This window comes from Roseovarius sp. ZX-A-9 (genome assembly GCF_028369135.1).
GTDB lineage: Bacteria > Pseudomonadota > Alphaproteobacteria > Rhodobacterales > Rhodobacteraceae > Roseovarius.
Genome location: NZ_JAPWHW010000006.1, coordinates 117,227 through 131,713 on the forward strand (window position 1 = coordinate 117,227; position 14,487 = coordinate 131,713).

General features: G+C 63.9%; 11 protein-coding genes. 5 read left to right on the top strand and 6 right to left on the bottom strand.

Annotated features, from left to right (window positions below; genetic code table 11):
* Positions 1-10: 10 nt before the first annotated feature.
* Positions 11-1,141, bottom strand: coding sequence for an ABC transporter substrate-binding protein (locus tag O3306_RS07835; RefSeq protein WP_272005353.1), 1,131 nt, complete (start codon positions 1,139-1,141; stop codon positions 11-13).
* 278 nt (positions 1,142-1,419) lie between these two features.
* Complete coding sequence (locus O3306_RS07840; protein WP_272005357.1) at positions 1,420-2,061, bottom strand: TetR family transcriptional regulator C-terminal domain-containing protein; 642 nt, start codon at positions 2,059-2,061, stop codon at positions 1,420-1,422.
* A 142-nt stretch (positions 2,062-2,203) separates the two neighbouring features.
* Here O3306_RS07840 and O3306_RS07845 point away from each other — a divergent pair, with 142 nt between their 5' ends.
* Genes O3306_RS07845 through O3306_RS07865 form a run of 5 tightly spaced genes read left to right on the top strand, consistent with a single transcriptional unit; the run spans position 2,204 to position 8,775 of the window.
* Positions 2,204-3,841: a phytoene desaturase family protein gene (locus tag O3306_RS07845; protein WP_272005360.1), complete on the top strand. Its 1,638-nt coding sequence runs from the start codon at positions 2,204-2,206 to the stop codon at positions 3,839-3,841.
* The gene (locus O3306_RS07850) at positions 3,838-5,394 is read left to right on the top strand and encodes a phytoene desaturase family protein (RefSeq protein ID WP_272005363.1); all 1,557 of its coding nucleotides are present in this window, start codon (positions 3,838-3,840) and stop codon (positions 5,392-5,394) included. Before O3306_RS07845 ends, O3306_RS07850 begins: the two co-directional genes overlap by 4 nt.
* On the top strand, positions 5,391-6,569 hold the full coding sequence (locus O3306_RS07855; RefSeq protein ID WP_272005365.1) for an aminomethyltransferase family protein: 1,179 nt from the start codon (positions 5,391-5,393) through the stop codon (positions 6,567-6,569). Before O3306_RS07850 ends, O3306_RS07855 begins: the two co-directional genes overlap by 4 nt.
* Before the next feature lie 30 nt (positions 6,570-6,599).
* Positions 6,600-7,991 (top strand): aminotransferase, encoded by a 1,392-nt coding sequence (locus tag O3306_RS07860; protein WP_272005368.1) that lies wholly within the window; start codon positions 6,600-6,602, stop codon positions 7,989-7,991.
* The gene (locus tag O3306_RS07865; protein WP_272005371.1) at positions 7,984-8,775 is read left to right on the top strand and encodes a phytanoyl-CoA dioxygenase family protein; all 792 of its coding nucleotides are present in this window, start codon (positions 7,984-7,986) and stop codon (positions 8,773-8,775) included. The genes O3306_RS07860 and O3306_RS07865 overlap by 8 nt, the downstream gene beginning before the upstream one ends.
* On the opposite strand, the gene O3306_RS07870 is transcribed toward O3306_RS07865, so the two are convergent.
* The 4 genes from O3306_RS07870 to O3306_RS07885 form a co-directional block, all read right to left on the bottom strand.
* Positions 8,757-9,356: a GNAT family N-acetyltransferase gene (locus tag O3306_RS07870; RefSeq protein ID WP_272005374.1), complete on the bottom strand. Its 600-nt coding sequence runs from the start codon at positions 9,354-9,356 to the stop codon at positions 8,757-8,759. The two genes, O3306_RS07865 and O3306_RS07870, sit on opposite strands and share 19 nt — an antisense overlap.
* The gene (locus O3306_RS07875) at positions 9,353-10,132 is read right to left on the bottom strand and encodes a class I SAM-dependent methyltransferase (RefSeq protein WP_272005377.1); all 780 of its coding nucleotides are present in this window, start codon (positions 10,130-10,132) and stop codon (positions 9,353-9,355) included. The genes O3306_RS07870 and O3306_RS07875 overlap by 4 nt, the downstream gene beginning before the upstream one ends.
* Positions 10,133-10,264: 132 nt before the next feature.
* On the bottom strand, positions 10,265-13,357 hold the full coding sequence (locus O3306_RS07880; RefSeq protein WP_272005379.1) for an efflux RND transporter permease subunit: 3,093 nt from the start codon (positions 13,355-13,357) through the stop codon (positions 10,265-10,267).
* On the bottom strand, positions 13,354-14,463 hold the full coding sequence (locus tag O3306_RS07885) for an efflux RND transporter periplasmic adaptor subunit (RefSeq protein WP_272005382.1): 1,110 nt from the start codon (positions 14,461-14,463) through the stop codon (positions 13,354-13,356). Before O3306_RS07885 ends, O3306_RS07880 begins: the two co-directional genes overlap by 4 nt.
* Between the last annotated feature and the right edge of the window lie 24 nt (positions 14,464-14,487).

The following is a 14,487-nucleotide window of genomic DNA, read 5'->3' on the forward strand; positions in this document are numbered from 1 at the left end:
AGCGCGGCGTTCAGAAACCGGCCTTGATCTGTTCGAACGTCTCGTTCATCTTCGTTTCCCACTCTTGGGTCTGCGGCACCTGGAAATGGCCCGCAGACAAGACTTCGGAGGGGGTCTTGCTCAGCCCGAGGCTGTCCAGCTTGGCCGCGTCAAACGCATCGAACGCCTTGATGTTGGAGTGACCGTAACCATAATCGTTGATCATGAAATGCCCGGTCTCGACGCTCAGCAGGCTGTCGATGATCTCATACGCCTTGTCGACCTTGGGCGCGTCCTTGTGAATCATCAGGCCACAGACCCAGGTCAGCGCGCCTTCCTTCGGCTTGGCAAACTTGACCGGCACGCCTTCGGCCTGCAACTGCACCGCAGAGCTTGCCCAGGTCATCGACGCGACCATCTCTCCTGAGGACAGCGCCTGCTCCAGCGTTGTGTTGTCGTCGGTATAGGTCCGCATCAGCGGGCGCTGTTCGCGCATCACTGCGGCGATCTTCTCGAACGCCTCGGGCGTGTCGATATCCTTGAAATCGACCCCCGCCTTGATCGCCCCGACCCACCATGCGTCAGCCCCCGAGCCGAGCGAGCCGAGCTTGCCCGAATATTTCGGGTCCCACAGGATATCCCAGCTCTCTTCCTTGCCCTCCAGATCGACAAGGTCGGTCCGGTAGGTGATCGAGGTCTGACCCCAGTCGAAGGGCGCCATCCAGATCGAACCGCCTTCGGCATCGTTGCCCTCAAGGTCGACCAGCGCCGGAATGACATCGGGCCAGTTGCCCAGACGCGACGGGTCGATCGGCTGGAACAGTCCGGTCGCGACCCAGCGCGGCATCGCCTGATTGCACGGGTGTGACACGTCCACGACGAACCCGCCGCGCATCTTGGTCAGCGCCTCTTCGGAGCCGCCGAAAACGGCAAAGTTTGGCATCTCGCCATTGTTGTTCGCCATATAGGGACCGAACAACTCAGGGATGTCATACCCGCCCCATGTGAAATACGTCCCCTGATCCTCGGGGGCGGCCATCGCGCGTCGCGCACCCGCTGGCAACGTGGCGATCGCCACCCCGCTTGCCAGTAGTGAGCGTGCAAACGCCCGGCGACTCATCTTGCCTTCGCGCACCGCGCCTAGCTGATCAACAATATCCATCTCTGTCAGACTCCCTTATGGTATGGCCCGGATTATTATGTACCGGTTATCCGTGGATGATCACCCGAGTGCTGACACCAGTCAATGTAAAAGAACGCAGCCATAGCGGGTGGAATCCCACGCCCACTTATTGAACATTCATTCAATGGTTAAATTCTGATCGGATTTTTGCCGGGTATCCTGCCCGCCCGCCGCCACGCCGGAAGCCGACCCGCCCTAATCGCCGCCAAAGACGAAAATGGCGGCGAGCAAAAAGCAGGCGCAATTGCCGACCACGTTCACGCGCGGTCAATATGCCCTACAAGCGTGGGCACCATCCGGCCCAGAAAGACCCGTGTGGCTCGTTCGGCCCGGGCGCGGTCGATCGCACCGGGGGCGACGTGCAGATGCTGCCAATACCCGTCTGTCAGCGTCTCCATCCAGTCCGCCAGTTCTTCGGCCGCGCCAGGTGCCGCGCCTTGCATCAAGGCCGACCAGACCCGGGTCAGTGCGTCGCGGCGGCGCTGGTCGAACTCCTGCGCCACTTCGGCATATTGCGCGGAAAAGCGCAGCTCGCCCCAGAATGCGAACCAGAGCGGCAGCACCTTGGGCCCGCAGGCGCGGGGATCAAAATCGGCAGCAACAATCGCGCCCAGTTGTTCGCGAGGATCCTCCCCCGCCTTCTCCAGCGCGCGCATCCAGAGCGCCTCGTACTGGGAATATAGATCGCGCAGCGTCTCGGTCAGCAACCCGTTTTTGGACTTGAAATAGAAGACGGCCACGCCCTGGCTCAGCCCGGCCTCGTCCGCGACGGTGGCCAGAGTCGTGCGGGCCAGCCCGTGCGTCAGGATCGACCGCTTGGCCGCGTCAAGCAACTGCCGCCGTCTTCGATTCGCGTTTTCGGTACGCTCTTTTCGCGGTCTGGAGCGTGTTTCAGCCATATCATGCCTTTTCATTCCGGGCGCCTCATCCCCTTTTTGGCACAGGAAATCAGCGCCGTCAGCCCTTATTTTTATGTGAGCGCTCAAATAACTTTACCCGGAGGCCCGTCCCGGTCTAGATTGGCCGCAGGGAACCTCTCATATGACCGAAAACACCAAATATGACGCGATCATCGCGGGCGCGGGCCATAACGGCCTGACCACGGCCGCCTATCTGGCGCGCGCGGGCCTGCGTGTTCTGGTGGTCGAGAAAAACGACTGGATCGGCGGCGCGGCGGTCAGCCGCTCGCTGCACGAGGGCTGGACCTACTCTAATTGCTCCTACGTCTGCTCGCTCTTGCGGCGCGAAATCGTGCGCGACCTCGATCTGCCCAAATTCGGGCTTCAGGTGATCCCCTACGAGGGCGGTGCCAGCTTTACCAAGAGCGGTGATTACTTCGCCTATTACTCGGACCATGACGCCCTGCGCCGGGAAATGGCGCGCCATTCCCCCCGCGATGCGGATGCTTACGCGCGCTACAGTCAGGCGATCATGCGCCAGTGCCGTTTCATCCGGCCCTTTCTGCTGCGCGACGCGCCGGACCCCACATCCCTGCGCCCGCGCGACCTGAACGAACTGGCCTATCTGGTGAAAAAGGCCCACGGGCTGGGCAGTCGCGAGCTTGGCGAAACGCTGCGATTCTGGACCATGTCCATCGGTGATCTGCTGGACGAGCATTTCGAGAATGACCTGATCAAGGCGCATCTGGCAGGCTCCGGCATCATCGGCACTGGCCTCGGTGTTTATTCGCCGGGTACGGCCTACGTTCTGCTGCATCACTACATGGGCGATCTGGATGGCGGCATCGGCGCATGGGGCTTTGCCCGGGGCGGGATGGGCGCAATCACCGCCGCGATGGGGGCCGCGTTCGAGCATTTCGGCGGCACGATCCGGACCGGCTCGGGCGTCGAGGAATTCATCGTCGAAAACGGTCGGGTCATCGGCGTCGCGCTGGAGAATGGCGATACGTTCCACGCGCCGGTGGTGGCGTCGAACATGGATGTCAAACGCACCTTCCTGAAGCACGTCCCGCGCGCCAAGCTGCCCGGTGATTTCGCCACCGCGGTCGAGCGTTTCAAGATTCGCGGCTCTTCGGCCAAGCTGAATATCGCGCTGGACCGGATGCCCGACATGCCTGCCGCGCCGCCTCATGCCAGTTTCCTGCGTGGCGATATGCACGTCTCGGAAAGCCTGATGGAGCTGGAACGTGCCTATGATGACTGGAAGGATGGCCGCTGGTCCGCCAAACCCTATATCGACATGCTGATCCCCAGCCAGATCGACCCAACCATGGCCCCGTCAGGCAGCCACATGATGACGGTCTTCGTGCAATACGCGCCCTATGACCTGGAGGTGAACGGCACCCGGTCAGGCGCGAATTGGGATGATGCGCAGCGCGCCGCGATGGCCGAGGTGGTGATCGACCGTATCGCCATAGCCTGCCCCGACATACGCGAGCGTATTGTTCACAAGGAGGTCCGCAGCCCCGCCGATATCGAGCGTGAAGTCGGTCTGACCGAAGGCAACATTTTCCAGGGCGAACTCACGTTCGATCAGCTGCTGTTTAACCGGCCTGTACCGGGATTTTCCCAGTACGAATCTCCCATCAAGGGGCTCTATCTGGTCGGCTCCTCCGCCCATCCCGGCGGCGGGGTCATGGGCGCGCCCGGCGCCAATGCCGCGCGCGCCATCCTGCGGCGCGAAACCCGTGACAACCGCATGAAGGGTTACGCCGCATGACTCGGTTTGATGCGATTGTGATCGGCGGCGGGATCAACGGACTGACCGCAGCCGCCGTGCTGGCGCGGCGCGGCAAATCGGTCTGCGTGCTGGATCAGGCGGAAACCTTGGGCGGCATGGCAGCACCGGGGCCGGACGGCGCGCCGCGCGGCGCGCATCTGCTCTATAATCTCAGCCCGGCTGTCCGCCGCGATATCGGTCTTGGCAATCGCGACTGGCCGTTTCGTAGCGCCCCCCTGCCCTCGGTCGCGTTGTCACCCGATGGCCGCCATGTGGTGCTGCGCGGTGGCGAAGCGACAAATGGGGACAGCAGTGCCCATCCCGACGCGGACGCCTATCGCGCGCTGCACGGGCGGCTGGCCAAATACGGCGCGCTGCTGCGGCAACTGGCCGAGAATGCCCCGCCCGGCTTTGACGGCAAGCTCGCCTCGCGCAGCGCGTTACGTCAAATGATGCGGCTGGGCTGGTTCGGGCTCGGGCTCAAACGGCTGGGCCGCGACGAGATGCGCAATTTCCTGCGCGTGCTGCTATCCAATGCCTATGACACGATCCTGGACGAAATGCCCGATGGCCCGATGGCCGGACTGCTGGCCGCCGATGCGGTGCGCGGGGCGGCGGCCGGCCCGCGTGCCCCCGGCACCGTATTCAGCCTGATCTACCGCATGGGCCATGGCGGCGAGGTCACGCTGCCGATGGGCGGGATGAGCGCGCTATGCAGTGCCTTCGCAGACGCCGCGCGTAATGCGGGCTGTCAGATCGAGACCGGCGTTACTGTCACCCGCGTGCTGATCGAAGCGGGGGCTGCCTGCGGTGTCGAGACCGCCGATGGCCGCCAGATCACCGCGCCGCTGGTGTTGACCAGCACCGGGGCAGAGGTGACCTGCCACCTGGCCGGCCCGCAGCATTTCGATATCGAAGCGACGCGCCGGATGCGCAATGTTCGCGCCCGTGGCACCGCCGCCAAGGTAAATCTGCGGCTCAGCAGCCTGCCTGCGGTCATCGGGCTGAGCCGCGATCTGATGGCCGCGCGCCTCATAGCCGCGCCCTCTGCCACCTATGTAGAGCGTGCCTTCAACCCGTCGAAATACCGCGAGATGTCCCCCAACCCGGTGATCGAGGCAGTGATTCCGTCCGTCACCGACCCCGGCCTGACCTCTGGGGACAGTCATTACCTGTCAGCGATCGTGCAATACGCGCCGTGCGATCTGGAAGGCGGTTGGACCGAGACGGCAAAACGCGCGCTGGCGAAAGCAACCATCGACACGTTGGCCACCTACATGCCGGACCTGCCCGGCCAGATCACCGCGAGCGAAGTGCTGACCCCCGTCGATATCGAGGCGCAGACCGGCGCGCCGGGCGGGCATTGGCACCATGCGGAAATGAGCCTTGACCAGTTGCTGACCTTGCGTCCGGCAAACGGGCTGGGGCGCTATGCGCTGGGTCCTGCGGGGCTCTATCTCTGCGGCGCGTCGGCGCATCCGGGCGGCGACATCATGGGCCTTGCGGGCCGCAATGCGGCTCTGGCCGCGCTTGCATCGGAGGGCCGGAAATGAGCGTTTTCACCGATCCCGCCCTTGGCCTGATCGACGGGCCGTTCCAGCCCCGGCTCGCAGAGCAGAGCCGCGCCAAGGCATGGTATGGCTGGGCGGGCTATATTGCGCCTGCCGTGCTCGACTCGGTCGAGTTCGAATATTTTGCGTTGCGCAATCAGGCGTCGCTCTTTGACATCTCGCCGATGCATAAATACCGGATCGCGGGGCCCGACGCGCTGGCCGCGATCAACCGTCTGATTACCCGTGACGCCACCAAGATCGAGGTGGGCCGCGTCGCCTACTGTGTCTGGTGCGACGAAGAGGGGATGGTCATCGACGATGGCACGCTCTTTCGGCTGGACGACACCGATTGGCGGCTCTGCTGTCAGGAGCCGATGCTGACATGGCTGCTGGATGCCACATGGGGGTTTGACGCCACAGTGACGGACGAGAGCGACACCGTGGCGGGCCTTGCCTTGCAGGGACCGACAGCGTTTTCGATCCTCGATGCGGCGGGCCTGGATGTGGCGGACCTCAAGCCGTTCGACTTGCGCGAGGTGGAGCCGGGGCTGATGATCTCGCGGACCGGGTTCACCGGCGATCTGGGCTACGAGATCTGGATGGACCGCGACGCCGCCCTGCCCGTCTGGGACCGGCTGTGGGAGGCCGGCGCGCTCTGGGGTCTGCGCGCCATTGGCTATGAGGCGCTGAACATCGCCCGGATCGAGGCCGGGTATCTGGCCGCGGGCGTCGATTTCCAACCCATCCACGCCACCGAGCGTCTGCACCGTGGCAAGACGCCGTTCGAGCTGGGCCTTGGCTGGCTGGTCAATTTCGACAAGGGGCATTTCAACGGCCGCCGCGCGCTTCTGGCGGCGCGGGATGCTCCGCGCACGCTGCTTCTGAAGGTCGATGTGGAAGGGTTCAAACCCGCCACCGGGGCTTTGGTCTACCATGCCAAGCGGCGTGAGGTCGGGCATATCACGTCCGGCCTGTGGTCGCCGACCGCCAAGCGCAACATCGCGCTGGCGCATGTAAAGGCATCCCACGCCCGGCAGCGCCCCGGCAACCTGTGGGCCGAAGTCTATACATCCCAAGAAGGCCAGTGGAGCACCCGGATGGCCCGGCTGATACCGCTGAAGACACCGTTTTTTGCGCCGCCGCGCGCCCGCGCCACGCCACCGGGCCGCATCTGAGGCACCCAAGAGATCCAACCGGAGAGAGTAATGACCGAGTTAGTAACCGCCGCCGCGAACACCCCTACCGACACCGACCTGACGGAATGGGACCGCGATCACCACCTGCACCCCTGGGCCAGCACCGACAGTTGGCGCAGCGACGACTACATGCGCGTGAACACCGCGCGCGGCATCTATCTGTGGGACAGCACCGGCAAGCGGTTCATCGACGGGCCGGGCGGCATGTGGTGCGTGCAGATCGGCTATGGTCGCCAGGACATGGCCGACGCCATCGCCAAACAGGTGATGGAAATGCCCTATGCCTCGCCGTGGTCTTCGACCTCGGAACCGGCCGCCGTGCTGGCGCGCAAAATCGCCGAGCTTGCTCCGGGCGACCTGAATAACGTGTTTTTCACCACCGGTGGCTCGACCGCGGTCGATACCGCGCTGCGCACCGTGCAGTTCTATAACAACCGGCTTGGCCGCCCGGACAAGAAGCTGATCCTCGCCCGTGAGAAGGGCTATCACGGTTCGACCTACCTTGCCTCGACGGTTACGGGCAAGGAACGGTTCAATACCAAGTTCGACAACGCCAGCGATCTGGTGCGCTTCTTGCCGGATGTGAACCCCTATGGGCGGCCCGAAGGCATGACGCTGGAGCAGTGGTGCGATCAGAAGGTCGGTGATCTGGAAGCGATGATCGAGACAGAGGGGGCCGACAATATCGGCGCGTTCATCGCCGAGCCGATCCTGTGTTCGGGTGGAGTGATCGTGCCCCCGCCCGGCTATCACAAGCGGACACTGGATATCTGCCGCAAGCATGACATCCTTTATATCTCGGACGAGGTGGTGACAGGGTTTGGCCGCCTTGGCCACTGGTTCGCGTCAGAGGACGTGTTCGGCATCGTGCCGGACATGATCACCTGCGCCAAGGGGCTGACCTCGGGTTATCTGCCGCTGGGGGCCTGCATCATGTCCGACGCATTACTGAAACGGATGGAGGCCCCGGCCGGCGAGGAGGTCTTCTACAATGGCTACACCTATTCCGGCCACCCGGTCAGCTGTGCCGCAGCCCTGAAGAATATCGAGATCATGGAAAACGAGGATATCCTCGGCCATGTACTGCGGGTCACGCCGCATTTTCAGGCTCGGCTGAAACAGATCGGCGAGGATTTCGATATCGTCGGCGACGTGCGCGGCATGGGGTTGCTGGGTTGCATCGAATGCCGCCCGGACCTGCCGCAAGAGACGTTCGATGCGCATCTGAAATTCGGCGCGCGGCTCGACATGGTCTGTGAGGAAATGGGTCTGATGCTGCGCCCGTCCGGCAATATGGCGGTTTTCTCGCCGCCGCTGATCATCACCAAAGACGAAATTGACGATATGTTCGACATCATGGAGGCGGGGCTGAAAAAGCTCAGCGCAGAATACAATGGTTGATATCAAGAGACTGAAGAACGACCCGGCCAGCGTGGCAGAAACCCTGCTGAAGGATGGCGCGGTGATCGTGGAAAACCTGGCGGAGCCTGCTCTGCTGGATCAGATACTGGCGGATTTCGATGCGCCGTTCGAGGAGCAGGGCGACAAGTTCGCCAATGACTTCAACGGGTACAAGACGCGCCGTCTGGCCAGCATCCTGGCCTACAGCACCGCGTCGGCGGACCTGATCGCGCATCCATTGGTGATGGGGGTTGCCGACCGCGTGCTGAAACGCCACTGCACCAACTACCGACTGGGCAGTTCCACCGCGATCGAAATTCACCCCGGTGAAGGCGGCCAGCAGTTGCACCGAGACGATGATTTCTATCCCATTCGCATCCCCGGCGTGGAGTTCCAGATTTCCGCCATGTGGGCGCTGACGGACTTCACGCTGGAAAACGGCGCAACCCGCGTGGTGCCCGGATCCCAAGACCTGCGCAAGATCGCCGATATCCCCGAGACGGACGTGACGCAGGCCGTGATGCCGCGCGGGTCTGTCCTGTTCTACCTCGGCGGCGCGGTGCATGGCGGCGGCAAGAATGAAAGCGACGCCCCGCGCACCGGCCTGATCACCACCTATTCGCTGGGCTGGCTGCGGCAGGAAGAAAACATGTATCTGTCCGTGCCCCGTGAAAAGGCAGACGCCTACCCCGAACATGTCCGCCGCCTGATGGGCTATCAGGCGCATGGGCCGTATCTGGGCGTCTACCCGGACGATCCCGACGGTTACTGGTTCGACGCCTGAGCGGCGCACCATTCGGCGCGGGTGATCTCGAACCACGGCAGCTCTTCGGCATAGGCGCGCCCTGTGCCGCAATCGCGCATGCCGCATCTCAGTAACACCCGTTGGGATGCGGCATTATCCGGGTCCGTGCAGGCCACCACCTGATCAAGCGTGGTGGCCTCGAACGCAAAACGCAGCAGGCGCGCGCAAATCTCGGTGGCATAACCCTGCCCCCAGGCGCTGCGTTTGAGCATGTAGCCCACTTCGATCGGATCGTCGGGATAGGCTTCCGGCACCAGTTTTGCCCAATCGGTTTCAGTGCCCTCGACCGGAATCGGCGTCAGAACGCCATCGCCCACCTTTTCGCCGGTGTCGCGCAATTCGGCGCACCACATGCCGACCCGCCCACCCGCCCCGCGCCGGGTGATCTGCAGCATGATCTTTGCGACGGCTTCCGGCGTGGCCGTATCACAGACGAATTTTGTCACTTCCGGATCACACAGCACTGCGCACGCGATATCTATGTCCAGCGGCGAATAGGGCCGCAGGCGCAGGCGCGGCGTGTCCAGCACCAATGCATCGGCTGTCAGCGGTGTGATCATGCCGGTTTTCGGCCACGGATGTGATGCGGGCAATGCTCGCCCGATTGCAGCACCGGCATCATCGCCTGCCATGTCCTGATCTGTTCGGCGATGAAATCCGCGCCATAGCGCGCCTCCCACTTCGCGCGGTCAGAGCCTGCAAGGCTTTCCAGTTCCGCGCGCGCGACCTCGGCGTACCAGGGGTTGCGATTGACCAGTTCAACATCCGTGAACCCTGCGTCCTGCATTGCCGCCGCGTAGCGCGCGGGCGACGCCATGGCAAATTCCAGCGCCTCGGCGGCGATGTAACGCGTCATCTCGGGCGACGGTGCCTCGTCATGCGAAATCAGCCAGTCCGAAGCGGCGAACATGCCGCCCGGCTTCAACACGCGAAACGCATCCATCGCCAGCGTTTCCTTGTCCGGGATGTGGATGATGGAATCCTTGGAAAACACCACATCGAACGTGCCATCCGCAAAAGGAAGTGGCCCCGGCGTCACCTTCTGGATCGTAACCCGGTCTGTCAGCCCGGCAGCCTCTGCCCGTTGCCGCGCCGCGAGGCACACCGGATCCTCGACATCGATACCGGTCACGTGGCCGACACCGTGGGTCCGCACCAGTTCCAGCGCGATGGCGCCAGAACCGCAGCCGATATCGAGCACATGCCGCCCCGTCAGATCGACGCCATCAATGACCCGCGCCACCTCATCCGCACCGCCCGGCGACAGATAGCCCTCGCCCCAGAGCTCCTCGAGAAAGTCGATATGCAGCTGGTCGTAAAGATCGTCGTCGGTCATGAAGCCACCCATTGAACTGCTGTTCAGTCGAGCTTCTCGCGAAATCGGTCGCAAAACAAGGGGTTTGAGCATATCCGGAAAACATGCCCTGCCGTTCACTGCCGCGCTGAATTTATCCCTGCGATCTATGTGCTACTCAGCAGGCTCGCCGTTTGCCACGGCGCGCAGTTCTTCTTCCAGCGCCTCGCCGCTTGATGCTCGTGACTGCGACAACCCGCTGACCAGCGCATAGGCCGCAGGTGTCAGAAAGAGCGTGAACACCGCCGCCAGCCCCAGCCCGCCGACAATCACCCAGCCGATGGCCGCGCGCGCCTCTGCCCCCGGCCCGGTGCCAAGGATCAGCGGCAGCCCCGACATCACCGTGCAGATCAACGTCATCGAGATGGGCCGCAACCGGGCGCGCGCCGCATCAAAGGCGGCATCGGCCACCGACAGGCCCCGATCGCGCAGCTGGTCGGCAAATTCCACAAGCAGGATGCCGTTCTTGGCCATCACCCCGATCAGCATCAGTACCCCGATCTGGCTGTAGATGTTGATCGTCGTGCCGGTCAGCATCAAGGCATAGATCGCTGCACATACGCCAAACGGAACGGTCGTCATCACCACCAGCGCGCTGGTCACGCTTTCGAACTGTGCCAGCAGCACCAGAAAGACCACCAGCAGCGCGATTACATAGGTGATCGTCATCGCCGAGGACGTCTCGTCCAGCGACGCGGCCTCACCAAGAAATATCAGGCTGATACCGTCCGGCAATGTCTGTTGCGCCAGCGCACGCACCTCTTCCATCACTTCGCGCAGCGTGATCTCGGGTGCCACCGATGCGTCGATCTCGATGGCGCGACGCTGCGCATGGCGGTCCAACTCTGCCGCAACGCCTTTTTCCTCAAGGGTCACGATCTGGCTGAGCGGCACCAGATTGCCATCTTCCGAGCGCACATAGAGGTTCATCAGATCGACCGGGTCGCGCACGGCCCCAGCCGCCGATTGCAGCAGGATCGGCACCGCCTCGTCCTCGATGGTCAGTTCTGCCACCTCGTCCTCGTCAATCAAGGCCCGCAGCGTCACCGACAGGGTGGACATCGGCACGCGCAGATCCGAGGCGCGCTCGCGGTCCACCCCGATGCTCAGCTGCGGCTGGGTCGCCTGATACTGGACGCGGATGCCCGAGACGCCGGGCACGTTCTCCAGCGCGATGGCGAAATCATCGGCGGCCTCGGCAATTTCGGGATGGGTCGGCCCCAGCAGCGCGACCTTGATCCCGCCCCCCGATGCGCCGCGCAATCCCAGACTGTTGCCCGGCCATGCCTGTGCCCGCGCGCCCGGCAATGCGTTCAGATCGCTGCGGATCGCCGCCTCGATATCGGCCTGACTGATCTCGCGCTCGTGCCACGGTATCAGCCGCAAACCGATGCTGCCGCGATTGAGGTCATAGCGCCCGGTGATCGAATAGAGGCCCTGCGCCACGCCCTGTTCGACATAGGGCCGCAAGGTGTTCTCGACCTGCACCACCTGCCGGTCAGTGTATTCAAGGCCCGTCCCGTCCGGCCCCTGCAACCAGACGTTGACAAAGCCGCGATCCTCGGGCGGCACCAGCTCTTCGCCGAGATCGTCGTAAACCAGCGCCGCGCCACCCGCCAGCACGCCAGCGGCCACCAGCGTGACCAGCGGCGCGCGAATCATCGGGCGGATCATCGCGGCATAGAGCGCGGCAATCGGGCGGCCAATGGCAATGAACAGCCCGTCTTCCGCCCCCAGCCGCCCCGCCCGCGAAGCCAGCATCGGGCACATGGTCAGCGCCACGAAGGACGAGATTGCCACTGTGACCGCAAGGACAAAGCCGAACTCGGTAAAGAGCCGCCCCGCGTCTCCGGGCAGGAACGAGATCGGCACGAAGACCGCGATCAAGGTCAGCGTCGTGGCGATCACCGCAAAGAACACCTGCCCCGAGCCGATGACAGCCGCGGCGCGCGGGCCCATGCCGTCCTGTTGGCGGCGCTGGATGTTCTCGGTCACGACGATGGCATCGTCCACCACCAGCCCGGTCGCCAGCACCAACGCCAGAAGCGTGACCAGATTGATCGAGAACCCCATCAGCCAGATCCCCGCGACCGACCCGATCAGCGCGATGGGAATGGTGATCGCCGGAATGAGGGTTGCGCGCAGTTGCCCGAAAAACACCCAGATCACCGCGATCACGATCACCAGCGCCAGCACGAGCGTCTTCAGCACCTCGGCAATCGAGCCTTCGATGAATACGGCGTCGTCGCTGCTGATCTGGAAACCCAGATCGGGAAAGCGCAACTGCAACTGCCCGATGGCGCGGCGCACATCGTTCGATATCTGCACCGTGTTCGATTGTGCCTGCCGGACGATCCCGAGGCTGACCACCTGCCGCCCGTTCAGCCGGGCGATGCTGTCGGCCGTGGCCATGCTGAAATAGACCTCTGCGACATCGCCCATCCGCACCTTGTCGCGCAACATCAGGTCCTCGATCCGCTTGGGGTCGGCCACGGTGGCATCGGCGCGCACCAGCACCTCGAGCGGGCCAGAGGTAAAACTGCCCACCGGCACATCGAACTGCGCCGCGCGCAGCACATCGGCCACCTCGCCGATCGACAGCCCGAACGCGGCCAGCCGGTCCGGCCGGACCTCGACCCGCATCACCCGCTTTCGGTCGCCAAACAACACCACTTCGGCCACGCCATCGACGGCAGTGAATTCGGTCGCGATGGCATCTTCTACCAGCCGCGTCAGGGCGTCGATCGAGCGGGTGTCGCTCCATACCGCTATGTCCATGATCGGATTGGCGTTCTGTTCGGATTTGACCACAAAGAGGTCTTCGACGCCGGCCGGCAGGCGGTTCTCGATCCGGCTGACCGCCTCGCGTACGTCGTTCGACGCGGTGGCCAGATCACGGTCCGGGTTGAACTCTACCCGCATGCGAACATTGCCTTCCTCCGACGAGGTTCGCACCCCCTCAACACCCGCAACGCGCGCCACGGCGCCTTCGATCAAGGACGCGACCTCGGCATCGACGGTGGTTGGCGACGCGCCGGGATAGTTGGCGCGCACAGACACCACCGGGCGATCCACATCGGGCAATTCGCGCACTTCGACGCCAAAGAGCGCACCGATCCCCGCGATCACGATCAGCAGGCTCATCACCGCCGCCATGTATGGGCGGCGCACGCTGAGTTCGCTGATGCCGCGGCCACCGATCATCATGAGCTGCCATCCCCGCGCGCATTCAGCACATTCACCGCGATTCCGGGCCGTAGGCGCTGCGTGCCTTCGACGACCACCGCATCGCCTTCGTCAAGCGGCCCCTCGACGATCACACGCCCCGCACGGCGGCGCACCATGCGCAGCTCGACGGGCTCGGCGATACCATCGTTCACGCGCCAGACATGCAGCGCACCGCGCGAGAATTGCAGCGCCAGTTCCGGCACCGATGGGTAGGTCGGGCCGGGCAGATCAAGCGTCAGGGCAAAGGAGGCACCTGGGCGGAACTTGTCGTCGCTATTGTCGATGGCGGCGCGCACCCGCGCGGTTCGGGTAACAGCAGCGATGCGGCTGTCGATGGCGGTGATCGTACCTGCGAATTGCTGGCGCTCCATCGACGGCGTGCTGGCCGACACCGCGAGGCCGGGTGAGACCCGCGACAGCAGCGCCTCGGGCAGGTCGAATTCCACCAGAATCTGGCTGCGGTCGTCGTAGCTGGCGACCACCTCGGCCTCGTTGACGCGTTCGCCTTTCTCGACCGTGGCAAGGCCCGCCACCCCGTCGAACGGCGCGCGCAGCACACGGTCATCGAGATCCGCCTTTGCCTTTTCCAGTTCGATGGTGGCGACCTCATAGGTGGTCTGCACTTCCTCCATCCGGGCCGCAGCCGCGACTCCGCTGTCTTGCAGGCGGCTGTACCTGTCCTGCGCCAAGGTGGCCTGCGCAAGCCGTGCCTCGGCGAGCGCGACAGCAAGGCGCTGATCGATGTCCTTCAAGCGCAGCAGGACATCGCCGGTCCGGAACTTGCGCCCCGGCGCAATGTTGAATTCAACGATCTCGCCCGTGGACGGTGCGCGCAATGTCACCGACTTGAGCGCAAAACCGGTACCTATGGCTGAAAATGTCAGATCGTCGCGCATTAGGCGCACCTGATCCACGATCACCGGCGCGGCATTAGAGGTAGACACCACCCCCCCACCCTGACCGGGTTCGGCACCGAAGGACGCCCAGAGCGCGCCCAGTTCGGCACGGTTCTGCCAGCCCAGCGCCGCACCTGCGAGCAGCATCGCCGATAGAATGGCCTGTTTCCAGAATGCGGTGCGTTTCATGCAGGTTGCTCCGGCAGCAGCAGG

Excerpts from the sequence above, each read along its gene's own strand:
- O3306_RS07865 (WP_272005371.1), top strand. The coding sequence starts at position 7,984 with ATGGTTGATATCAAGAGACTGAAGAACGACCCGGCCAGCGTGGCAGAA.
- O3306_RS07845 (WP_272005360.1), top strand. The coding sequence starts at position 2,204 with ATGACCGAAAACACCAAATATGACGCGATCATCGCGGGCGCGGGCCAT.
- O3306_RS07870 (WP_272005374.1), bottom strand. The coding sequence starts at position 9,356 with ATGATCACACCGCTGACAGCCGATGCATTGGTGCTGGACACGCCGCGC.
- O3306_RS07880 (WP_272005379.1), bottom strand. The coding sequence starts at position 13,357 with ATGATGATCGGTGGCCGCGGCATCAGCGAACTCAGCGTGCGCCGCCCA.
- O3306_RS07835 (WP_272005353.1), bottom strand. The coding sequence starts at position 1,141 with ATGGATATTGTTGATCAGCTAGGCGCGGTGCGCGAAGGCAAGATGAGT.
- O3306_RS07855 (WP_272005365.1), top strand. The coding sequence starts at position 5,391 with ATGAGCGTTTTCACCGATCCCGCCCTTGGCCTGATCGACGGGCCGTTC.
- O3306_RS07885 (WP_272005382.1), bottom strand. The coding sequence starts at position 14,463 with ATGAAACGCACCGCATTCTGGAAACAGGCCATTCTATCGGCGATGCTG.
- O3306_RS07840 (WP_272005357.1), bottom strand. The coding sequence starts at position 2,061 with ATGGCTGAAACACGCTCCAGACCGCGAAAAGAGCGTACCGAAAACGCG.
- O3306_RS07875 (WP_272005377.1), bottom strand. The coding sequence starts at position 10,132 with ATGACCGACGACGATCTTTACGACCAGCTGCATATCGACTTTCTCGAG.
- O3306_RS07850 (WP_272005363.1), top strand. The coding sequence starts at position 3,838 with ATGACTCGGTTTGATGCGATTGTGATCGGCGGCGGGATCAACGGACTG.
- O3306_RS07860 (WP_272005368.1), top strand. The coding sequence starts at position 6,600 with ATGACCGAGTTAGTAACCGCCGCCGCGAACACCCCTACCGACACCGAC.